Genomic DNA, 20,532 nt, shown 5'->3' on the forward strand with positions numbered 1-20,532 from the left:
GGTGCGCTACCCGACGCTCACCGGCCCCCGGGCTTCATCCCTGCTCGAGGGAGGCTCAGGGCCCGAGCGAGTCCAGCACGTCGCAGCGCTGGGCGTTCAGGTTCGAGCCTGGCCCGAGCTCCATGTTGATCTCGAGGTACGCTTCCCCGTCCCGGGTATACGCGGGCCACTGCACCGCGCCCTCGGCGTTCGGGTCTCCCTGGGTGGCGAAGCGGGTCCAGTAGCCGATGAGCTTCCTGGACAGCTCCCGCTCGGCGTCGGAGTCCAGGGCGAAGCGGCCCCGGCTCAGGCCGAAGACGAAGGGCAGCTCGGCGGAGTGGTACGCGCCCAGCTTCAGCATCCCACCGAAGACGCTGCCCAGGGGCTTCCGGGGCTCGTAGGTGAAGAAATAGGCATGCACGGGCTGCCCCTGCTCCACCAGCGTGCGCGCGAGCCGCCGGGTGGGGCACACGAACATCGCGTCACCGAGCAGCCGGCTGAAGGCCGCCTTGGGCGAGGCGAAGTCCTTCGCTGGATAGGCGCGCAGCAGGGGCTCGGCCTTGCCGGGCGAGCGCACGTTCACCGCGGCCTCGTACTGCTCGGGCGTGTCGATCTTCGCCTGGAGGGTGAAGAGGGTGCCCTCGTCCCGGTTGGCCCCCAGCATCAAGGGCACCTTCGCGTACCTGCCCTCCGCGAGGAGCTGGCGCGGCGCCGCGGGGATGACGTGTCCATCCACCACCGGCCCGAAGCCCACCCGGGGTTTGAGCAAATCGAGCGCGGCCCCACTGGCGGCGAGCAGTTGCTCGGGCGTCCGGGTGCGCAGGCACGCGGCGATGTCTCCCTCCGTGCAGCCCACCTCGCGGGCGAAGCGCACGCCGCGCTCCTCGGCGCTGTCCTCCTGCCCGGGCGTGCCCGGGTCCTTCAGGGGCGTGGTGCCCAGGTAGCAGGTGCCGCTCTCGGCGATGAGGCGGTGGAAGAGACCCTGGGCGGCGGGCGAGACCATCTGCAGGCACGCGGAGATGGCGCCCGCGGACTCGCCGAAGAGCGTGACGCGGGTGGGGTCTCCTCCGAAGGCGGAGATGTTGTCGCGCACCCACTCGAGCGCGAGCCGCTGGTCCATGAGGCCGTAGTTGCCGGAGGAGCCTCCGGGCGCTCCATCGCCGAGCGCGGGGTGGGCGAGGAAGCCGAGCGCGCCCAGCCGGTAGTTCATGCTCACCACCACCACGCCCGCGCGGGCCAGTGCCGAGCCGTCGTACAGCTCGTCCTGGGTCGAGCCGAGGGTGAAGGCGCCGCCGTGGATGTAGACCATCACCGGTGCGGGCTTCTGGGGCTGGAGCGCGGGCGTCCACACGTTGAGGGTGAGGCAGTCCTCGCTGGCGGCCTCGACGGGCTTGTTGCCGTTGCGCATGTCCACCTGGGGGCACCGGGCGCCGAAGCGCGAGGCATCGCGCGGGGTGCTCCAGGGCTCGGCGGGCTCGGGGGCGCGCCAGCGGCGCTCGCCCGTGGGGGGCCGGGCGAAGGGGATGCCGAGGAAGACGGCGACGCCATCCTCATAGGCGAGGCCCCGAACGGGTCCCCGGCCGGTCTCGGCCACGGGGGCGGGCCCCCTGGCCAGGGCGGGCCCGGTCGAATGGGCGCAGTGGGTGAGCAACACCAGGCAACTGGAGAGGAAGAGCCAGGAGGACGAGCGCATGGGCTATCTGGAGCACATCCGCCCGTCGCTGCCCATGGACGTTCTCCGCATGACTTCCATGCCCGATGCGCATGGGGCGGGTCGATTCCGGCCGCCTTCCCATGGAGGTTTCCCGCCGCTCTGAGCCGAGCCTACTCCCAACGAGGAGGCTCGGCTCGCCTTGGGGGGACCCAAGAGGAATGTTTGGGGTTGGATGCCGGGTCTACCCATAGAATCCTGCTCCATGCTGACTACCCAGATGGGCGTAAGGAGGAGCAAGTGCCCGGCACATGGCGTGGACTTGGATGGCTGCTGGTGGTTCCCTGGCTCGCGAGCTGCGTGAGTGGGCCCATGGTTCACTTGGATACGGGCGAGGGCTCGCCCATCGTCCTCGCGTCACCAGCCGACGAACCCGCTCCCGTGGAAATCCGTCAGGAGGATCTCGTCTTGGCTTTGACGGAGCTCGTCCTGCGCCTGCCCCTGACCGTGGAGTCCCCCCGCCGGGAAGACTGGATACGACTTGCGTCCTGGGGTGAAGGCTCGCGAGACCCGGCCCTACGGATGCAATTGAGCCCTTGTTCGCCTTCGGAATCGCCGGACGGGTGCCTGGTGCTGCCGACGAACGCGCCACCGCCGGAGACGCTGGGCCGCATGATGCTGGCGCTCTCCCTTGCCATGGACACGGTGTGGGAGGGGGCGGCGGTACCCCTCAGCGAGTACCTGGACCCGCTGGCCTTCAAGGTCATGGTCTACACGGCGATGAGCACGTACCTGCTCACGTTGATGATGCCCGAGCCAGTGACGAAGGGACTGGCGGCGGTGCTCACGGTGTACCTGGTGGCGTACCTGGGCCTGGGGCCGGTGTGGGCCATGGTCGGGGCGGGCTGGCAGTTGCTGGAGGACTCGAGGCGGGCCACCACCACCGAGGATTTGAAGAAGGCGGGCCACCGTTTCGGCCGGGTGCTGGGGGACAACGGCATGCGCGTGCTATTGCTGCTGGCGACGGCGGCACTGGGGGGCAAGGAGGGGTTCGTGAGCAAAGGGCCGGGGTTGCCCGGCTTCGCGCGAGCGGCGCTGGCCTCCCCGGCACGCACGGGGGTGATGCTGGAGGCAGCGGGGCAGGTGAGGAGCGTGGCGCTGGGCGTCAAGCAATTGACGGTGGCGCTGGCGCCCACGGCGGTGGCCTCCATGGCCACGGGATCTGGCGGAGGGGCTCCGCCCTATAAGGGCCGTCTCACCGGAACGCCCAAGCAACCCCGCCTCAATGATGATCCAGAAACGACACGAGGGCGCATCCGCGAGAACGAGTCCGCCCGTACCCTCGCCGAGCACGGTTACGATGTGGAACAGAACCCACCCCGCAGGAGCAACGGCAAGGAGCCAGACTACAAGCTCAATGGGGAGTACGCGGACTGCTACGCTCCAAGAACCGATAAGCCCCTCAACATCCTGGACACCGTCGCATCGAAAGTGAACGACGATCAAGCGGCTCGCATCGTCCTCAATCTCGATGACAGCCAGGTGACGCTCGATGCCCTCAGGAAAGCGCTCTTGGAGAACCCATCACGAATGAGAGCTCCCAATGGCGATTGAGTATGATCTCCACTTGTCGACCCAAACAAAACCACGACAAGCGTTGGAGGAACTGGCAAGCCAGATTTCTGGCTTGACTTGGAGTCAAGACAGAACGTTCTTGTTCGATGCCTCAGCACAGATCTCGCCATCGGAATCGCGCACGCTCACACAAAAAATCATCAAGGATGCATTCCATTTTACCCCAACGCTAAGGGTTGGGTTCCGCCGCCTGGCCGATGCGGACTGGGACCGGTTCAGGGATGTCTTGCTGGACGCATCCCTGCTCCTGCTGGACGAGGCACAAGACGCGGTCCTCCTCTTCAATGGAGAGCGCATCGAGTTCCAGCGCCTGGGTGGGCAGCTCGTCTTCAATGCGGAGTCGGGCTATTGGCGTGACGAGGGCTGGTTGAGGAGCAGACTCCCCCGCCCTTTCGACTGGCGCCCCCTGTCGTCACCCATGCTTTAAGCCGCGAGAAGAGCAGGGCGCCTCTGGATGGGCCACCAAAGACGGCTTCACTCAGCCCTGCAACTCCCGCAGCGTCACCGAGGGGGGCGCGTCCAGTACCCGCCGGGTGGCGAACATCCCCGCGCTCACCGCCGCCAGGACTCCCAGCCCGCCACCCACGCCCACCATCCGCCAGTCCGCCTGCCAGGGCAGATTGAACACCTGCGTGGCGATGACTCCGGCCAGGAGTGATGCTGCGATCGCCGCGGTGAGGCCCGACAGCAGGCCGATGGCCGCGAACTCCGAGGCCTGCGCGAGCCGCAACTGCCGGCGGCTTCCACCCAGCACCCGCATCACGCCCCCTTCCAGCAGGCGCTCGTCCTGACTGGCGCTCACCGCGGCCATCAGCACCAGCAGGCCCGCGAGCAGCGAGAAGTAGAACACCACCTCCACCACGGTGGAGACCTGGTCCGCGGTGCCGCGCACCTGCTCGAGCAGCGCGTCGACATCCACCACCGAGAGGTTGGGGAAGCGGGCCACCAGCTCCGCGGTGAAGCGCGTGCGCTCGGGAGGCACGTGCATCGCCGTGATGTAGCTGGCCGCATAGCCCGCGAGCGCGCCCGGCGACACCAGCACGATGAAGTTCGGCCGGAAGCTCTCCCACTCCACCTTGCGCAGGCTGGTGACGGTCCCCTCGAGCCGCTGGCCCGCGATGTCGAAAGCCACGCGGTCCCCGAGCTTCCAACCCATGGATTTGGCGAAGCCCTCCTCCACGGAGAGCTCCGGCTTCTCCGGGCGCTGCGGTCCCCAGAACGTGCCCGCGGTGATGCGGTTGTCGTCGCGAAGCGTGGCGGCGCTGGAGAGGTTGTACTCGCGCTCCCTCCGCCGCCGTCCCTGACGTTCCTCCTCGGTGTTGGCGGTGGCCTCGGCGGGCGGGGCCTTCACCGGCTCGCCGTTGTGCTCCACCAGACGGCCACGCACCATGGGGAAGAGGTCCGGCGCGGGCAGCCCCTGCTCGGCCATGAAGGCACGCACCGGCTCCTGCTGATCCTCCTGCACGTTGACGATGAAGCGGTTGGGGGCCTCCTTGGCGAGCGCCACCTGCCAGCGGTCCAGCAGGTCGGTGCGCACGAAGGTGAGCAGCAGCAGCGCCATCAGCCCCAGGCCCAGCGCCGACACCTGCGCGACGCTGGTGGCCGCGCGCCGGCTCACATTGGCCAGCCCGTAGCGCAGGCTCCCGCGCAGCCGCGAGCGCAGCCGCCGCACGACGGAGATGAGCCCCCACGCCAGCGCGGCCAGCACGCCCAGCGTGGCGACGATGCCGAGCAGCATCGCGGACGCCAGCCCCGCCGAGCCCGCCTTCCACCACAGCAGCGCGGCCAGCCCCGCCACGCCCGCGAGCCCCACCAGCCAGGAGCTCGGCTCGGTGCGGTCGAGGTCCCTGCGCAACACGCGCAGCGCGGGCACCCGGCGCAGCGCGAGGATGGGGGGCGCACCGAAGGTCAGCAGCACCACCAGGCCCACCCCATACCCCTGCACCGCGGGCACCCAGCCGGCCGCCGGGATGTCCAGCTTCAGCGCCCCGGAGAGCCACCGGCCCACCAGCCACTGCGACAGGAAGGCGAGCACGACGCCCACCGTGCTCGCGATGAGCCCGGCCAGCAGCAGCTCGCCCCCGTGGGTGGCCACCAGCGTGCGCTGGCTCGCGCCCAGACACCGCATCACCGCGGTGCTCGACAGGTGCCGCTCGCTGTGCCGGCGCGCCGCCATGGCCACGGCCACCGCCGCCAGCACCACCGACACCAACGCCGCCAGGCTCAGGAAGCGGCCGGCCCGGTCGAGCGCGGAGCGCATCTCCGGACGCGCGTCCTTCACCGTCTCCAGCCGCTGGCCCCGTGAGAGCCCCTCGCGCGCGGTGCGGATGAAGCGCTCCACCGCGTCCGGCTCTCCGGCCACCACCAGGCGGTAGCGGAGCCGGCTGCCCTCCTGCACCAGCCCCGTCGCGGGCAGGTCCGCGAGGTTGAGGAACACCCGGGGCGCGATGTTGAAGTAGTCGATGGAGGCGTCCGGCTCCTGCACCACCAGCGCGGAGAGCCGCAGCTGCGACTCGCCCATGCCAATCATGTCCCCCAGCTTCGCGTCCAGCGCGTCCGCGCCCGCGCGGCTCAGCCACACGCTGCCCCGCTCGGGAACGCCCGCGGCGTCGTGCTCGGCGCCGTCCACCGCGTCCACGACGCGGAAGCGGCCGCGCAGGGGAAAGCCCTCGCCGAGCGCCCGGAGCTCGCCGAGCTTGAGCCGCTCATCGTCCGCGTCGCCGACGCGAATCATGCTGGGCATCTCTTGCGTCTCGGTGCTTCGCAGCCCGGGCGCCTTCGCGGCCTCGCGCACCACCCCGTCCAGGGGCGTGTCGCCGAGCACCACCGCGTCACCGCCGAGCAGCCGGTTGGCCTCGAGGGCGAGGGCGCGCTCGGCGCGGTCGGTGACGAAGCCGATGGCCGTCACGGCCAGCACGGCGAGCACCAGGGCGGAGAGGAGGATGCGGAGCTCTCCGGCGGCGAAGTCACGGCGCAGCTGGCGCCAGGCCATCTGGAGCAGTCTCATGACGCCTGCCGCTCCTCGTTGACGAGGCGTCCGCTGTCGAGCCGCAGCCGCCGTCCGCAGCGGGCCGCGAGGTGCTCGTCATGGGTGACGAGTACCAGGGTGGTGCCGGCCTCCGCGTTGAGGGAGAAGAGCAGCTCGACGATGGCCTGGCCGGTGCGGGTGTCGAGGTTGCCGGTGGGCTCGTCGGCGAAGAGCACCGCGGGCCGGGTGACGAAGGCGCGCGCCAGGGCGACGCGCTGCTGCTCTCCGCCGGACAGCTGGCGCGGGTAGTGGCCCAGGCGCTCGCCCAGCCCCACCTTGCCGAGGATGGCGCGGGCGGGCGTCTCCACGTCCGCGTCTCCGCGCAGCTCGAGCGGCAGCATCACGTTCTCCAGCGCCGTCAGCGAGGGCAGCAGCTGGAAGCTCTGGAAGACGAAGCCCACCTTCTCGCCGCGCACGCGCGCACGGCCGTCCTCGTCCAGGGCGGACAGCGGCTCGCCGTCCAGCAGCACGCTCCCGGAGCTGGGCGTGTCCAGCCCGGCCATCAGCGACAGCAGCGTGCTCTTCCCCGAGCCGGAGGCGCCGACGATGGCCACGGTGTCGCCATGGGAGATGGAGAAGCCCACCCCGTCGAGGATGGTGAGCGCGCCGGAGGGCAGGGGCACGCGTTTGCCCAGTTCCGTCACCTGGAGGGCCACCCGCTGGGGGCCGGGCTGGACTTTGGTGTGCATCGCGAGGTCGTGGGGCATATTGGGTTCTTCGTCAGGCGAGGGTCTGCTCGCGGAGCAGGCTTGTAACGGCGGCCCGGAGGAGTTGCAGCGGATGAGCCAAGGATACATGAGGGAGCGCACCCGGAATGCCGGTGTGCTCGGTTTCCTGGTGGTGACACTGGCCGTGGGGCTGGCCATGTGGGGGCCGCCGGCCGGGGCGGCCGCGCCCGCGCGGACGGTGCTGGTGATGGGGGACTCGCTGTCCGCCGCCTACGGGCTCGCGCCGGAGGAGGGCTGGGTGGCGCTGACGGCCGAGCGGATGGCCAAGGAGGCGCCTGGCTGGCGGGTGGTGAACGCCAGCGTCAGCGGTGAGACCACCGCGGGGGGCGCGGCGCGAATCGAGGGAGAGCTCGCGCGCAACCGGCCGGCGGTGGTGGTCATCGCCCTGGGCGGCAACGACGGGCTGCGGGGCCTGCCGCTCAAGCAGACGCGGGCCCACCTGGAGAAGATGGTGGGCGCGGCCAAGGCCGCGGGGGCCCGGGTGTTGCTGGTGGGCATGCGCATGCCGCCCAACCTGGGGAAGGCCTACACGGAGGGCTTCGCGGCCAACTACCGGACCGTGGCCGAGGCGCACAAGGTGTCCCTGCTCCCGTTCCTGCTGGAGCCCATCGCCATGGAGCGCGCCTCCTTCCAGGCCGACAACATCCACCCCATCGCCGCCGTGCAGCCCAAGCTGCGCGACCATGTCTGGCCCGCGCTGGCGCCGCTGTTGAAGTAGTCAGGCCTTGCCTTCGTCGACGATCGCCTGGGTGGCGTCCTCCAGCCAGCGGCGGGTCGCGGCCGACGAGCGCCGAGTTCACCCCGGCCAATTCCGCCACCTCGCGCACCCCGGTCTGCGCGAAGCCCCGCGTGGAGAACAGCGTTCGTGCGGCGCCGAGGATCGCGGCACGCGTCCGCTCGGCATCTCGCTGGCGCGCCGGCCTCTTGGGCTCCGAGGAGCCGGGGATGTACACGGCCGTTTACTTGGGACAACAATCGGGTTGTGTCCAGGATGTACACGGACGTGTACATGCGCCGCGGCCGCCGGGTCGAAAGGAGGAGAAGTACGCCAAGGCGCCGGAGATCTTCGCCCACTGCCAGCGCATCGGCCGCCAGTTCGACCTCTACAAGGCGGCGCTGTTCCAGACGCAGATCGCGAAGATGGACTGGGACGAGAACACCCGGCGCTGGAACGTCACGACCACCCGGGATGACAAGCTCGCGGCGCGGTTCGTGATCATCGCCGGTGGCATCATGCACAAGGCGAAGCTGCCCGGCATCCCGGGCATCGAGACCTTCCAGGGCCACGGCTTCCACACGAGCCGGTGGGACTATTCCTATACCGGCGGTGGCCCCACGGGCGGCATGACCCGGCTGGCGGACAAGCCCCGAGAGCGGGGGCTTCCCGCCCGGGTACATCCCCACGGGGGTGGCCGTGGGCCAGTCGGGGACCCTCTACCTGTCGTCCGACATGGAGAGCGCCCTCTACCGGTTCGTCCCCGAGTCCGCGCCCGTGACAGGGAAGGCACGGCCATGAAGCTCCAGAAGAAGATCGTCGTCGTGACGGGCGGTGGAAGTGGCCTGGGCCGGGAGCTCGTCCTCGCGCTGCTGTCGAGGGGCGCGAGCGTCGCCGCCGTGGACATCAACGCGGCTGCGCTCGAGGAGACCGTCAAGCTGGCGGGGATGAACGGCGCCAACCTGGCCACCTACACGGTGAACGTCGCGGACCGGGCCCAGGTGGAGGCGCTCCCGGAGCGGGTCATCTCCCGCTTCGGGGCGGTGGACGGCATCATCAACAACGCGGGGGTGATTCAACCCTTCGTCAAGTTGAAGGACCTGGACTACGCGGCGATCGACCGGGTGATGAACGTCAACCTGTTCGGAACGCTCTACATGACGAAGTCGTTCCTGCCGCACCTGCTCGCGCGCCCGGAGGCGCACATCACGAACATCTCCAGCATGGGCGGCTTCCTGCCCGTGCCGGGGCAGACCATCTACGGTGCCTCCAAGGCGGCCGTGAAGCTGCAGATGCGGGGTTTGCTGTCGCAATAGCGGCGGCTGAAGGCGGCGTACCAGCGGGGCCGCGCGTCCAAGCTGTTCCTCGACGTCTGGTACGAGCACCGCGGCGCAGCTGAACTGACGGGGCGGGGAAGGGTGTCAGGGCCTTCGCGGCGTCTGCCACCCTTCCGGGTGCCTACGGGCCCATGCCCGTCCCGCCGGAGACCTTCGGCATGAAGTCCGCGGCGGGGGCGGCGGCGGGCTCACGCAGGGGCGGCAGGCCCACGCCCGTGGGCAGCCACGTCTCCTGGAAGGAGGCCCTCCCGAGGTCCGAGGCGCGAACGACGAGCGCCGTGGACACCTCGGCCAGGACGTGGTCCTCCACCTTCAGCAGCTCGGCCCGGGCGCGGATCGCCTGCTCCTTGCCGAGCACCTCCTGGGCCCGGGCGTCATCCAGCACGTAGACGAAGGTGCGGAAGGGGCTCGGGCGCTCGCTCAGTCCGGGGCCCAGCAGCGCCCCCTTGCTCTCCAGCCGCGCCGAGGGCATCGCCGCGCCGGGGCACCCGAGCTGCACGCGCACCGGTGCCTGGCCGAAGCCCGACTTCTCCCAGAGCGGGTGGCGCTCCCTCAGCAGCGCCAGGTCCGACTTCAAGGCGCCCAGCAGCTCGCCGCTCCGCTCCTTCAGGGCCGGCGCCAGCTCCACGCAGACCTGCAGGCCGGTGCGCTCGCCCACCAGCAACGCATTGTCGAGCATCAGGTGGGGGTGCTCGGACTCCACCTCCTCCATTCCCGCGCACCGGACGCCGAGGAACAGCATGCCCACCATGGCCACCACGTGGGCCACTTCCCGCCGTGCGAACATCTTCATGGCTTGCATTCCTCTCACCACGTGTTGGCGCGGTCCGCGATGCGCGTGACCGAGTTCTTGTCATTGGCCGTCGGGTACCAGACCGGGTCGGTGCACCCCATGCTCGAGTACAAGTCATTGTGCATGACGCTGTTCAAGCAGTGCCCGTAGTAGTCCGGGTCCTTGAGGCCGAGGATGTGGCCCGTCTCGTGGTTGATGAACTTGCGCGCGCGGGTGTCGTAGCCGTTGACGTGCTCCGTCTGGAGATAGGAATACCCCCACTTGTAGTGGGTGTGGTACCCGTCATAGACGGCGTTATCGAACACCACGCAGCTGTAATAGGTGCCGCAGAGCGGCACCTCGGTCCAGTCGTCCTTGATGTGGTACTCGTACTCGATGGTGGCGCGCGTGGCCGAGTCGTAGTCGAAGCAGAACCTGGAGGCGCGCCACAGGTCCACGCGCCAGTTGGCGGTGCCGTCCCAGAGGGTGCTCAGCTTGGCGAGCGTCTCCTCGATGAAGTTGGCCATCCGCGTGCCGTCGATGCTCGCGGTGCGCGACTGGACGCAGTACTGCTCGTCCTGGTCTCCCGGGCTGGTGCTCGTCCCGTTGTTGCCGTGAATGGTGGCGATGTGCAGCTGGGTTCCACCCGTGTGGGTGTGATTGGCGTGGGCCCTGGGGATGTGGTGCCACGCCACCACGGACAGCACGGCCACCCAGCCCAGGCCAATCCAGCCGGGCGTCCTTCGAGAGCGGGGGGGAACTTCCGCTGGGGGGGGTAGAGACATGAGGCGGCTCCTGGTACATCGAGGCGGATCCGCATCTTCTCATAAATCGTGAATTGCCGGGTGGTTTGGGCTTCACGATTTGTGTCGTTTGGAGCACAAGACGCCGAAGCGCTACGGGGCGGGGCACCTTCACCTGACTGGGTGAGGCGCCGCACTCGCCCCCCTGGCTCCACGACGTGCCGGGTGTCTCTCGTCAGGGGCTGAGACCCACCGTCCGCACCGGCGAGAAGCGGTGGGTGGTCGTCCCGTCCCCCACCTGGCCGTAGGTGTTGTGGCCCCAGACCCAGACAGTGCCGTCCGGCCTGAGCGTCGCGACGTGATAACCGCCGCCGTCCAGGAGGGTGACGTCGGCGAGGCCCGGCACCTGCACGGGCGTCAGGCGATCGGTGGTCGTCCCATCCGCGAGCTGGCCGTAGGCGTTGTCGCCCCAGATCCAGACGCTGCCATCCTGCTTCAGCGCCACCGTGTGACCGATGCCCGCCCCGAGGGCGGTGACGTTGGTGAGGCCCGGCACCTGCACGGGCGTCAGGCGGTCGGTGGTCGTCCCGTTCCCGACCTGGCCGTAGTAGTTGTAGCCCCAGGCCCAGACGGTGCCATCCTTCTTCGCCACCACGGTGTGCGCCTCGCCGGTGGACAGGGCGGCGACGTTGGTGATGCCCGGCACCTGCACGGGTGTCAGGCGCCTGGTGGTCGTCCCATCCCCGATCTGGCCGTTGGTGTTGTCGCCCCAGATCCAGACGGTGCCGTCCCGCTTCAGCGCCGCGGTGTGATAGATTCCAGTGGACAAGGCGATGACGTTGGTGAGGCCCGGCACCTGCCCGGGGGTCGGGCGGTAGGTGGGAGTGGCCGTCCCATGCCCGAGCTGGCCGTGGACGTTGTAACCCCAGGACCAGACGGTGCCGTCCTTCTTCAACACCACCGTGTGATAGGCATAGGTCGCGATGGCGATGATGTTGCTGAGGCCTGGCACCTGGATGGGAGTCAGGCGGTCGGTGGTCGTCCCATCCCCGAGCTGGCCGAAGAGGTTGTTGCCCCAGGCCCAGAGGGTGCCGTCCTTCTTCAACGCCACCGTGTGGTAGTAGCCGGCGCTGATGGCCGCGACATTGCCGAGGCCGGACACCTGCAACGGCGTGGTGCGATGGGTTTTCGTCCCATCTCCGAGCTGGCCATACATGTTGTTGCCCCAGATCCGCACCGTGCCATCTTCCTTCAGCAGCGCCGTGTGGTAGAGGCCCGCGGCGACGGTGGTGCAGGTGGGGACGACGACCCGGGACAGCGTGCTGAGGTTGGCGGAGCAGAGGGTGCGGTTGCCATTGCTGTCCACCACCATCGGCCAGGCCCTGACCTCGAAGGTGCGCGTGGTGCAGGAGAGCCCCGACTGGCTGAAGTACCAGTTGCCCGAGGTGCCGGTGCGCTCCTCGGCGCTGAAGAGGGCACCATCCACGTAGTACTCCAGTCGCACCGAGTTGGCGCCGCTGGAGACCGCCCAGTTGCCGCTGCCCGCCATCTCGCCCTGATACGTGCTGATGCCCTGCAAGCCGAGGCTGGTGACGTTCAGGCCGGAGCACAGCTGCGCTTCCAGGGTGCCTGAAGGCTCCTCCAGCGGAGCCGGCGCGGCCTCGGGGGCGCCATCACAGGCCACCAGCAGCAGCCCGCACAACAGGGCCAGGAAGGGCGCACGGCTCAGGTCTCGCTTCATCGAGGATTCCTCCACTTCAGGACGCACACCATCCTGATGGGCATGAACGGCCAGAGCAGATAATACGAGAAAACACTTATTTCAAGGAATCTTTGCTTCGAGCCGGGCAAGGCCGTCATGCACTCTGGAGCAGTCTCCTCTTGGAGGCTTGTGCCCCTCACCGGCCGGAGCGCCCGCCCACTCCTGGGAGCGGCCACAGGCGGACCAGCAGGGCCGCCAACGCCGAGGCGATCGCCAGCAGCGTCACCGCGGCCCATCCCCACCGGGCCAGCAGGAGGCTGCCGCTCGCCGCGCCGAGGGACATGCCGGTGAGCACGCCGGCGAACAGCACGGTGTTGAGCCGGCTGCGCGCGGAGGGCTCGAGGCCGAAGACGACCGTCTGATGCGCCACGAGGGTCATCTGGACGCCGAGGTCGAAGCCGATGGCGCTGGCGGCGATGAGCCACAGGCGGGTGCCCGGTTCGAGCCACGGCGACGCGAGCATCGTGGCGAACGAGGCGGCGGTCAGTCCGGCGCCCAGGCGGGTGACGACCTCGGGGCCGAAGCGATCCGCGATGCGGCCCGCCACGGGGGCGCCGAGGGCTCCGGCCGCGCCCGCCAGACCGAAGGCACCGGCGGCCGCGCTGCCCAGGTGGAACGGGGCGCCATGGAGCATCACGGCGAGGGTGGACCAGAAGGCGCTGAAGCCCACCGAGAGCAGGCCCTGCGCCAACGCGGCCCGGCGCAGGGCGCCGTGGGTGCGCCACAGGGTGGAGAGCGAGCCGAGGAGGGCGCCGTACGTGAGCGTGCTGGCCGGGCGGAAGCGGGGCAGGCCGCGCCAGGCCACCAGTCCGATCAGGGCCACGCTGGCGGCGGCGAGCATGTACATGACGCGCCAGCCGAAGTGCTCGGCGACCACGCCGCTGATGACGCGGGACAGGAGGATGCCGAGCAGCAGGCCGGTCATCACCGTGCCCACCACCTTGCCGCGGTGCTTCTCGGGCGCCAGGGTCGCGGCGGCCGGCACGATGTCCTGCGCCAGGGTCGCCGTGAGGCCGACGGCGAAGCTCACCGCCAGCAGCGGGCGGATGTCCGGGGCGAGGCTGCCCAGCAGCAGCGCCACGCTCAGGAGGGCGGCCTTGAGGAGGATGATGCGGCGCCGGTCGAAGCGGTCGCCGAGGGGCGTCAGCAGCAGGATGCCCAGCGCGTAGCCCAGCTGGGTGAGCGTGGGCACGAAGCCCACCGCGGTGTCGGAGGCGCCGAGGTGGGTTCCGATGACCCCCAGCATGGGCTGGCTGTAATAGAGCGACGCCACCGACAGCCCGGCGCCCGCGGCCAGCAGCAGGCAGAGGCGGCTCGACAGAGGCTCGCTGCCCTGGCTGGCGGTGGAGGTCACGCCGCCGTGTCCGGCGGTGCTATGTACGGTGCGAATGAGAGACATGGTGTTCATCCCTGGCGATGCGAGACGAAGCAACAGTGCGCCAGAGAGGGAAGCCTCGGTAGTAGCGTGCTCCGCACAGTGGATATACGCTCCGCGTATAACCCATGCCTCCTCCTTCGAAGCCGCCCCGGTCCCGTGTCTCCCCGATGCGGAGGTCCCCACCCGCCGCGCCGGCCACCGCGGATCGGCTCGAGTTGATGCAGACCTTCCTCCGCATCGTGGACGCTGGCAGCCTGTCTTCCGCCGCCGCGCAGCTGGGTACCACGCAGCCGACGGTGAGCCGCCGGCTGCAGGCGCTGGAGCGCTCGCTGGGGCTGCGGCTGCTCCAGCGCTCCACCCATGCCATGAAGCTCACCGAGGACGGCGCGCGTTGCTATGAACGCGCGAAGGAGCTGCTGGCCAGCTGGGACATGCTCGAGGCGGACCTGCGCGGCGCGGGCGACGAACCAGAGGGCCGGCTGCGCGTCGTGGTGCCGCACGCGTTCGGACAACAGTTGCTGGTGGGGCCGCTGACGGAGTTCCTGAATCGCCACGCGCGGATGTCGGTCGAGTGGCTGTTGTACGACCGGGTGGCGGACTTCATCGCGGACGGCATCGACTGTGCGATCCACGTCGGCGAGGTGCATGACCCAAGCGTGGTGGCGATCCGCGTGGCCGAGGTGCCGCGCATCGTCGTGGCCGCGCCGTCCGTGGTGGCGGGCGTGCCCATGCCCACCCATCCCGACGAGCTCGCACGGCTGCCCTGGCTGTCGCTGCGCACGTTCTATCGCAACGAGGTCTCGCTGACGCACGTGGACACGGGCGAGGTCCAGCCCATCACCTTCCACCCGCGCCTGAGCACGGACAGCCTCTATGCCATCCGCAGCGCCGCGGTGAATGGCCTCGGCGTCTGCGTAGCCTCGGCCTGGGTGCTCCACGAAGACATCCAGCGGGGCCGGCTGCTGCACCTGGTGCCGCGCTGGCAGGCCGCGCCCCTGCCCATGTCCCTGCTCTATCCGTATGCGCGGTTCCACCCGGCGAGGTTGCGCGCTTTCGTGGAGTGGATGCGGGAGATGATTCCCACGGCCGTGGCGGCGGCAACCGGGGCAGGGGAGAAGAAGAAGCCCGTCCCGGAGCGGTAGCCCGTGGTGTTACCGGTCGAAGAACGACACCGGAATCTACTTGGAAGCTTCAAATTCAAAGAGATCTCCAAACCAATCATCAGCCGGGGTTGACGTGTATCCCTCTCCCCTGTATTCGGAAAAACAAGCGTCGTGTGATTGTTTGGAGCCTGAGCTACGCAGGCATGCTTGCAGTTTCTGGCAAGCGTCGTTGCTTGTGTCGGGATTGGCCTGGTCTGGGGCGGCATCTCCCTTCTTCCCGAGGTGTTTCCGCCAATCCTTCAGGTTGAAGCAACCGATATCGGTCCAGAGCTTCTCCACGATCTTCCGTTGAACCTGCTCCATGCAGCCGCTGGGCTCCTCGCTGCTCGGGCCATCCTGTTTGAAGCTGGCCCGGCATGCGGGCTGAGCCTCGATCTCCACCACCACCTGCTCCTCTGCCTCCAGGGAGAAAACGCAGCGCCAGCCGCCAGGGTCTTCCTTGTTGGAATCAGTCCCGCCTCCCTCGGGTTTCGGGGTGCAGATGGGGACGGTCGCGAGCCAACCGGGAATCCGCCACGCTTTCTCGGATTCGACCTCTCTCAAGAAGCTGCTCGCTGCTTCCGGATTGACCGCCTTCAGTTGCATGGCGATGAGGACACGTGCGAGATCGCCTCTTTGCTTTCGAGAATCGTCCAGAACCACGCTCAGCACAAGACCAAAGGCGCAGAGAATGAGGATGATGGCTACGGCAAGCGCCACCCGCACCCTGACCAACCACAGAAGGATTCGCCTATTCAGGGCCTTCGAGCGGCTTTTCTTGATCAGCGCCTTCTCGTCCTCGCCGACTTCGTCGGAGTGTTGCTTTGCAATGTATTTCGCTTCATCGAGACGGCGCCCGCTCAAGAGCGTCTCGGAACTCTTCCAATCCTTCACCCAGCTCTTGAGCTTCTCCAACTGCGCGAGTTTCTCGCGGTCTGTCTGCAACCATTCCTGGAGGGGCTTCCACTTCCGGATCAACGCTTCGTGGGCAACCTCCACGGCGGTCGTCTCGCCCTCGCCCGAGCTTACCAGCAACCGCTCATCGACGAGCCGGCCGAGAATCTGATCGAAATATCTCCGGTGGTCCTCTGGATGGCGCGGCCGGATTTCCTCAAGGAGCGCCTGCCGCCGTGTGTCTTTCGCGGTGTTGTCATCCCGCGTGCTCACCAGCCGGACCAGGAGGCGGCGTGCGAGCTTCTTTTTCGTTTCGTCGAGCTTCTTCATCTCGGCATCGGCCCGGCGTTGGAGCGCGCCCGTGACGCATCCTACCTTGTCATAGGCGGCCTGCGTGAGCTGACGGCCCTCGCGGTGCTGCCAGAGTATGTCCAGCGTGTCCTGGAGCAGGGGGAGCGCGCCTGGTTCACCATCGATGTCTTCCAGCATCCGGCGCGCCAGGCCCGGCTCGAGCGTGAGCCCCACCAACTGCGCCGGCTTGGAGATGATCTCCTCGAGCTGCGGCCGGGTCATGTACCGCACGAAGATCCGGTGCGCCTCATCATAGGCGATCTTGTCGAGCCGTGTGTCCTGGTCATCGATCGGGATTTCTCCGCAGCGGCCGATGAAGTCCACGCGCAGGGTGACGATCACCGACACACCGGAGTCGGCCTGGCCGGCCAACGCCCAGAGCCGGCGGACGAACGCATCGCGCTCCTCCTTCGACTCCGTCTGGGTGAAGACCTCCTCGAACTGATCGACCACGAGCAGCAGCGGCCTGTCCCGCTCCGACCACTTCGAGAGGGCGGCGTCGAGAGCGGTCAGTGGCCTCGTGCCGGGGCGCATCTGTTTGAACACCCACGTGGACCCGGGCGCCTCGCACATGCGCGGCACCGCACCGGCGAGCACCACCGAGGACTTGCCGTGGCCCGACTCGCCCGCGATGACGAGGAAGCGCGGCGCTCCGGCCTTCGTGAGCGAGCCCAGGTCGTTGATGATCTCGTTGATCTCCGCGTCGCGACCGAAGAGGAAGCGCCTATGCTCGGGTTGGAAGGTGAGCAGACCGCGGTAGGGGCGCAGGACGATGGGGCGGTGATCCTGGCCATCGGCGCCGCACGCGTAGAGCTGCATGCTCGCCCAGTCCAGCTGGGCGGTGTCCCGCACGAGTTCCTGACGCGCCGCGAGAAACGCGCTCTCCACGGATGAAGGGCCGCCGAGCAGCACCCGGTAGAAGGTCTTGGAGAACCGGTTGGAGCCGACAATGGACAAGGGAAAGCGCGAGGCGATGACCGCCTCAATCCCCATCATGTGGAGCTTCTGCGCGATACTCCACAACTGGTTGTCGGGCTTGCCGAAGTTGCCGCCATTGCAGGCGGCGATGACCACCAGCCGCACCATGTGCTTGTAGGGGTGGAGTACCCTGCCAAGGTTGTCGGCGTGGACGATGGTGGGCTCGCCCGCGTCGCCGCTGTTGAGCACGAGGCCGTGCTTCTGTTCTTCGGTGCTACCGTGGCAGAGCAGGTGGAGCACCGAGATGGGCGTGCCCCCCGGGTCGTTGGCCGCCTTGAGCACCTTCTGCAGACTTTCGCAGGTGGCGTGCTGGAGGACGTCACCCTCGGGGTCGAAGGAATGATGGCCCGCTTGCGCGCCCTGCTTGATGGCGCTGAGGTGCTCGGAGACGGGAACGTATCCGCCGGCCGCTGACCAGGCGAAGAGGATACGTCCTCCCTCGGGCCGGGGTGAGGGCGACTCGGGCTCGGTCGTGGCGTTGGCCCGCTCGTAGCGCACCAGCACGGAGGGCAGCTCGCCCAGGTGCTGCCCGCTCGCCCCGATGGGGAGCAGCTCCCAGGGCAGTATGTACAGCTCGTCGGCGACGGAGCGGATGGTGACGACCACCGGCTGCTCGCGTGACACCGCATCCAGAAGCCGCGCCTCCTGGCGTGCCCAGTCGTCCGACTTCAGGAAGGCGCGAAGCGTCCGGCCGACGCGCTGGACAATGGCCGGATCGCACTTCTTATTCTGGAGGGCGACGAGATCGTGGAGCAGCGTCGCGTTCCACTGCAACTCGAGGGTCTCGACGTCTCCGTTGGCACACTGGACGTCTCCGTTGGCACACTGAAGGACATACTGCGTCCACCCGTGGTGGAGGCGAGGGGAACGCTTCTCCGCGTTCTCAGTAGGAATGAAATCCAGCTGTAGGGACATGACTGTATTCATCGCGTGAGGGCTCCATCGCTTGACTTTACGCCTCTGCAGGGTGCCTGGGAAAGGTGTCAGAGGGTTGTGCGCGAGTTCACCCAGATGAAGTGACGCGCCTCACGGCGGGGCCATCGCGGAGGGGTCGAGGTGGACAAGTACGAGCGACGTATCCGCGCCACCAACCCGCTGCACGGCCTCCTTCAGTTCCTGCACCTGGTGCCGCGCTGGCAGGCCCCGCCCCTGCCCATGTCCCTGCTCTATCCGTATGCGCGGTTCTACCCGGCGAGGCTGCGCGCTTTCGTGGAGTGGATGCGGGAGACGATCCCCGCGGCCGTTGCGGCGGCAACCGGGGCAGGGGAGAAGAAGAAGCCCGTCCCGGAGCGGTAGCGCGTGGTGCTACCGGTCGAAGAACGACACCTGCTGGAAGCGCAGGCCGGCGAGGATCTGCTCCACCCGCGCATCGGACAGTGCGCCGATGCGTTCACCCAGGCGGGACTTCTCGACCGAGGAGATCTGCGACACGACCACGACGCTCTGCTTGGGAAGGTTGCCCTCGCCCGGCTCGAGCAGGACGTTGCCCGGCTCGCTGGCCCGGTGCAGGTTCGACGTCAGGGCACAGACGACCACGGTGGTGATGCGCGAGTGGTTGAAGACGTCGTCCTGAACCACCACGTGGGGATGGGAGTAGCCCGGGGCAGGCCCTCGTGAATCATCGGGCGCGATCCAGAACACGTCACCGCGGTTGATCCTCACGGGAGGCGTGCCCGTGGATTCTCCTGTGTTCGTCGTCATATGTGCTCGCGCATGTGGCCCGGAGCGCGCATCATGACAGAGCGGCTTGGCCGTGATCAGCGCTGACTCATCCCTCTCGTGACTGCTCGTGGCGTGGGGCTGGAAAATTGCTGGACGGACTACTGTGTCCTGACAGGGATGTCACGGTGTGTAGTTTGGGAGCCGCCTCCAGGGCGTGGAACCTCGCGGAATGTCTGAGATTGGCTTCTGGCCTGCCCATTGCTGCAGGATGCGCGACCCCATCCCGTATCAGGAGGCGACTGAATGAAGATGAAATTCTGGGTGACTGGAACCGTGGCACTCGCGCTGGGCGCCGTGGGCTGCCAACCGCCGGATCCCGAGCCCGAGGAGGTAGCCGAGGTGACCGCCAGGCGTTCTGGCGATCTGGTCCGCAACATGGGCACGAGCATGCGGACGCTGAGCAACTTCTCGGCGCTCGAGATGCTGACGGAGGTGGCGTCCAGCGTCGGCGGTCTGGGCAACATGAGCGGCGGCGTCCAGGGCATGTCCATCACCGGCATGGCGGAGGAGGCCCCGCTGCCGGTGCCGGGCGTCCCGGATGAGACCACCTCGCAGGCGCAGGCCGCGCTGGTGGAGAAGTACCTGCGTGAGCGCATCTTCATCGAGGCCAACGTGGAGGAGACCAAGGGGAGCTCCACCACGTTCCGCATCACGGGCGAGGATCTGTGCTCGGATGGCTCGACGCCGGCGGACCCCGCGTGCGTGGCCGAGGTGGACAGGTACGAGCTGCGCATCCGTGCCACCAACAAGGGAGACAAGGGCCTGGACCTGGAGCTGCTCTTTGGCCCCAACCGCGCCGAGCCCCTCTCCCTGTCCTTCTCGGACGTGCGGGTCGGCATGATCGTGGACCTGGGTGGCGTCAAGGACACGGTGACGCTCCTGAGCCCCGAGACGAAGCTGCCTCGGGTGATGGTGGGCCGCGTGGAGCTGGCCCTGACGAGCAGGGGACCGCGGGATGTGGAGCTCCAGACGTCCATTCTGGATGTGCTGAGCCTCGAGTGGGATGCGGCGGCGGGCGCGTATGCCTTCAGCACCGCGAAGGCCTCGCCCCTGTTCGAGACGAAGGTGTGGCAGAAGGATGGGGCGAACCAGGCCCGCATGGCCCTGAACCTGGGCACCACCGAGATTCGCGCTCCGTACAGCGGCGCCAAGGCCGAGTTCGCTGGCAAGCCGTATGTGTTCTCGCTGTCCGGTCTGTCGTACGAGATGGAGGCCCAGGAAGGCAGTGAGGCGCTCACCGTCGCGCACCTCGGCCTGGGCGAGGCGCAGAGCTATCTGGCCCTGGGGGAGCACACGCTCACCACCGTGGACCTCAACGCGCTGTCCGGCCGGCATTTCGACCTGCACGTCGAGAAGGGGGCGGATGGACTGGCGGTGCTGAGCGTGCGGCCCGAGTTCGACCTCTCCGTGTTCACCGATATGGGGCCGTTGAGCGCGGAGGCGGACGGCGGAGCGTCCAGCGGCGGCTCCGGGCAGAGCTTCCATGTGCGGCTGAGCGGCGGCGAGGCCCCGAGCGTGCGCTCGGTGCCCGCCAACACGTCGACGGGTTTCCCCGGCGGACTGCAGGTGGTGTCGGGTGAGCTGTCGGTGGCGGTCAACGAGTCGCGGGTGACCGTACCGGCCACGAAGTGCCTGGTGAGGGAGCGCACCACCACCACCGAGCCCACCACGGGCGTTGGCTTCGCGGCGCGCGATTGCCAGTAGACCACCCGTAGGA

General features: G+C 68.5%; 16 protein-coding genes and 1 pseudogene. 7 read left to right on the forward strand and 10 right to left on the reverse strand.

Annotation, left to right across the window (positions count from 1 at the left end; all coding sequences use genetic code 11):
* Positions 1 to 55 precede the first annotated feature (55 nt).
* A complete protein-coding gene (locus AC16DP_RS48550) occupies positions 56 to 1,672 on the reverse strand; it encodes a carboxylesterase/lipase family protein (protein WP_329728900.1) in 1,617 nt (538 codons plus the stop codon).
* Between AC16DP_RS48550 and sitA5 the strand changes: the two genes are divergently transcribed.
* Both sitA5 and AC16DP_RS48560 read left to right on the forward strand, forming a co-directional pair.
* Positions 1,610 to 3,244, forward strand: coding sequence for a SitA5 family polymorphic toxin (gene sitA5 / locus AC16DP_RS48555; protein ID WP_483957100.1), 1,635 nt, complete (start codon positions 1,610 to 1,612; stop codon positions 3,242 to 3,244). The genes AC16DP_RS48550 and sitA5 overlap by 63 nt on opposite strands.
* Entirely contained in the window at positions 3,234 to 3,692 is a 459-nt protein-coding gene (locus AC16DP_RS48560) for a SitI3 family protein (RefSeq protein WP_329728902.1), read from the forward strand. The genes sitA5 and AC16DP_RS48560 overlap by 11 nt, the downstream gene beginning before the upstream one ends.
* Before the next feature lie 51 nt (positions 3,693 to 3,743).
* On the opposite strand, the gene AC16DP_RS48565 is transcribed toward AC16DP_RS48560, so the two are convergent.
* Together AC16DP_RS48565 and AC16DP_RS48570 are read right to left on the reverse strand one after the other, a co-directional pair.
* Positions 3,744 to 6,272, reverse strand: a complete 2,529-nt coding sequence (locus AC16DP_RS48565; RefSeq protein WP_483957101.1) for an ABC transporter permease — start codon at positions 6,270 to 6,272, stop codon at positions 3,744 to 3,746.
* Complete coding sequence (locus tag AC16DP_RS48570) at positions 6,269 to 6,982, reverse strand: ABC transporter ATP-binding protein (protein WP_329728904.1); 714 nt, start codon at positions 6,980 to 6,982, stop codon at positions 6,269 to 6,271. The genes AC16DP_RS48565 and AC16DP_RS48570 overlap by 4 nt, the downstream gene beginning before the upstream one ends.
* Before the next feature lie 91 nt (positions 6,983 to 7,073).
* On the opposite strand from AC16DP_RS48570, the gene AC16DP_RS48575 reads away from it, so the two are divergent.
* Complete coding sequence (locus tag AC16DP_RS48575; RefSeq protein ID WP_329728905.1) at positions 7,074 to 7,739, forward strand: arylesterase; 666 nt, start codon at positions 7,074 to 7,076, stop codon at positions 7,737 to 7,739.
* Between the two features lie 79 nt (positions 7,740 to 7,818).
* Here AC16DP_RS48575 and AC16DP_RS48580 read toward each other — a convergent pair.
* Positions 7,819 to 7,974 (reverse strand): annotated as a pseudogene (locus AC16DP_RS48580) (TetR/AcrR family transcriptional regulator); the annotation flags it as partial.
* Between AC16DP_RS48580 and AC16DP_RS48585 the strand changes: the two are divergent.
* A complete protein-coding gene (locus AC16DP_RS48585; RefSeq protein ID WP_329728906.1) occupies positions 7,967 to 9,052 on the forward strand; it encodes an SDR family NAD(P)-dependent oxidoreductase in 1,086 nt (361 codons plus the stop codon). The pseudogene AC16DP_RS48580 and the gene AC16DP_RS48585 sit on opposite strands and share 8 nt — an antisense overlap.
* A 142-nt stretch (positions 9,053 to 9,194) precedes the next feature.
* Here the strand turns inward: AC16DP_RS48585 and AC16DP_RS48590 are convergent, their stop codons facing one another.
* The 4 genes from AC16DP_RS48590 to AC16DP_RS48605 form a co-directional block, all read right to left on the reverse strand.
* Complete coding sequence (locus AC16DP_RS48590; protein WP_329728907.1) at positions 9,195 to 9,866, reverse strand: hypothetical protein; 672 nt, start codon at positions 9,864 to 9,866, stop codon at positions 9,195 to 9,197.
* Positions 9,867 to 9,880: 14 nt separating this feature from the next.
* Complete coding sequence (locus AC16DP_RS48595) at positions 9,881 to 10,630, reverse strand: zinc metalloprotease (RefSeq protein WP_329728908.1); 750 nt, start codon at positions 10,628 to 10,630, stop codon at positions 9,881 to 9,883.
* A gap of 193 nt (positions 10,631 to 10,823) precedes the next feature.
* Positions 10,824 to 12,329, reverse strand: a complete 1,506-nt coding sequence (locus tag AC16DP_RS48600) for an RCC1 domain-containing protein (protein ID WP_329728909.1) — start codon at positions 12,327 to 12,329, stop codon at positions 10,824 to 10,826.
* A gap of 157 nt (positions 12,330 to 12,486) precedes the next feature.
* Positions 12,487 to 13,749: an MFS transporter gene (locus tag AC16DP_RS48605; RefSeq protein WP_329728910.1), complete on the reverse strand. Its 1,263-nt coding sequence runs from the start codon at positions 13,747 to 13,749 to the stop codon at positions 12,487 to 12,489.
* Positions 13,750 to 13,895: 146 nt separating this feature from the next.
* Between AC16DP_RS48605 and AC16DP_RS48610 the strand changes: the two genes are divergently transcribed.
* A complete protein-coding gene (locus AC16DP_RS48610; RefSeq protein ID WP_329728911.1) occupies positions 13,896 to 14,870 on the forward strand; it encodes a LysR family transcriptional regulator in 975 nt (324 codons plus the stop codon).
* A 36-nt stretch (positions 14,871 to 14,906) separates the two neighbouring features.
* On the opposite strand, the gene AC16DP_RS48615 is transcribed toward AC16DP_RS48610, so the two are convergent.
* A complete protein-coding gene (locus AC16DP_RS48615; protein WP_329728912.1) occupies positions 14,907 to 17,867 on the reverse strand; it encodes an nSTAND1 domain-containing NTPase in 2,961 nt (986 codons plus the stop codon).
* Between the two features lie 282 nt (positions 17,868 to 18,149).
* On the opposite strand from AC16DP_RS48615, the gene AC16DP_RS48620 reads away from it, so the two are divergent.
* The gene (locus tag AC16DP_RS48620; RefSeq protein ID WP_329728913.1) at positions 18,150 to 18,389 is read left to right on the forward strand and encodes a hypothetical protein; all 240 of its coding nucleotides are present in this window, start codon (positions 18,150 to 18,152) and stop codon (positions 18,387 to 18,389) included.
* Between the two features lie 9 nt (positions 18,390 to 18,398).
* Here AC16DP_RS48620 and AC16DP_RS48625 read toward each other — a convergent pair whose 3' ends face one another.
* Positions 18,399 to 18,794, reverse strand: coding sequence for a type II toxin-antitoxin system PemK/MazF family toxin (locus AC16DP_RS48625; protein WP_329728914.1), 396 nt, complete (start codon positions 18,792 to 18,794; stop codon positions 18,399 to 18,401).
* A 264-nt stretch (positions 18,795 to 19,058) separates the two neighbouring features.
* On the opposite strand from AC16DP_RS48625, the gene AC16DP_RS48630 reads away from it, so the two are divergent.
* Complete coding sequence (locus AC16DP_RS48630) at positions 19,059 to 20,519, forward strand: hypothetical protein (RefSeq protein ID WP_329728915.1); 1,461 nt, start codon at positions 19,059 to 19,061, stop codon at positions 20,517 to 20,519.
* The last annotated feature ends 13 nt before the right edge of the window (positions 20,520 to 20,532 follow it).

The sequence above is a fragment of the Archangium sp. genome (genome assembly GCF_057119385.1).

Coding starts and splice junctions, on each gene's coding strand:
- AC16DP_RS48605 (WP_329728910.1), bottom strand. CDS start 13,749: ATGTCTCTCATTCGCACCGTACATAGCACCGCCGGACACGGCGGCGTG.
- AC16DP_RS48560 (WP_329728902.1), top strand. CDS start 3,234: ATGGCGATTGAGTATGATCTCCACTTGTCGACCCAAACAAAACCACGA.
- AC16DP_RS48585 (WP_329728906.1), top strand. CDS start 7,967: ATGTACACGGCCGTTTACTTGGGACAACAATCGGGTTGTGTCCAGGAT.
- AC16DP_RS48600 (WP_329728909.1), bottom strand. CDS start 12,329: ATGAAGCGAGACCTGAGCCGTGCGCCCTTCCTGGCCCTGTTGTGCGGG.
- AC16DP_RS48595 (WP_329728908.1), bottom strand. CDS start 10,630: ATGTCTCTACCCCCCCCAGCGGAAGTTCCCCCCCGCTCTCGAAGGACG.
- AC16DP_RS48625 (WP_329728914.1), bottom strand. CDS start 18,794: ATGACGACGAACACAGGAGAATCCACGGGCACGCCTCCCGTGAGGATC.
- AC16DP_RS48565 (WP_483957101.1), bottom strand. CDS start 6,272: ATGAGACTGCTCCAGATGGCCTGGCGCCAGCTGCGCCGTGACTTCGCC.
- sitA5 (WP_483957100.1), top strand. CDS start 1,610: ATGGGCGCAGTGGGTGAGCAACACCAGGCAACTGGAGAGGAAGAGCCA.
- AC16DP_RS48575 (WP_329728905.1), top strand. CDS start 7,074: ATGAGCCAAGGATACATGAGGGAGCGCACCCGGAATGCCGGTGTGCTC.
- AC16DP_RS48630 (WP_329728915.1), top strand. CDS start 19,059: ATGAAGATGAAATTCTGGGTGACTGGAACCGTGGCACTCGCGCTGGGC.
- AC16DP_RS48590 (WP_329728907.1), bottom strand. CDS start 9,866: ATGAAGATGTTCGCACGGCGGGAAGTGGCCCACGTGGTGGCCATGGTG.
- AC16DP_RS48610 (WP_329728911.1), top strand. CDS start 13,896: ATGCGGAGGTCCCCACCCGCCGCGCCGGCCACCGCGGATCGGCTCGAG.
- AC16DP_RS48550 (WP_329728900.1), bottom strand. CDS start 1,672: ATGCGCTCGTCCTCCTGGCTCTTCCTCTCCAGTTGCCTGGTGTTGCTC.
- AC16DP_RS48570 (WP_329728904.1), bottom strand. CDS start 6,982: ATGCACACCAAAGTCCAGCCCGGCCCCCAGCGGGTGGCCCTCCAGGTG.